This window comes from Neisseria sp. HMSC064E01, from assembly GCF_001808875.1.
Classification (GTDB): domain Bacteria; phylum Pseudomonadota; class Gammaproteobacteria; order Burkholderiales; family Neisseriaceae; genus Neisseria; species Neisseria sicca_A.
In genome coordinates this window covers 1-239 of record NZ_KV794920.1, presented here as the reverse complement: position 1 = coordinate 239, position 239 = coordinate 1, and the positions used below count along the sequence as shown (strand labels likewise).

1 protein-coding gene is annotated in these 239 nt (G+C 51.9%); it reads left to right on the top strand.

Annotated elements, in window-relative coordinates:
- Positions 1 to 239: transposase (locus tag HMPREF2572_RS04780; protein ID WP_148132289.1), on the top strand; the 239-nt coding region annotated here is incomplete at both ends.

The window sequence follows — 239 nt, the reverse complement described above, 5'->3', positions numbered from 1 at the left end:
AGTGCAACCATCTGTCCCCTTTGTTGGAAGGCCTAACCGAAGGTATGACCGTCTATGCCGACAAAGGCTACGACAGTGCGGAAAACCGGCAACATCTGAAAGAGCATCAGTTGCTGGACGGCATTATGTGCAAAGCCCACCGCAACCGTCCGCTGACGGAAGTGCAAACCAAACGTAACCGACATCTATCGAAGACCCGTTATGTGATCGAACAAAGCTTCGGTACGCTGCACCGTAAA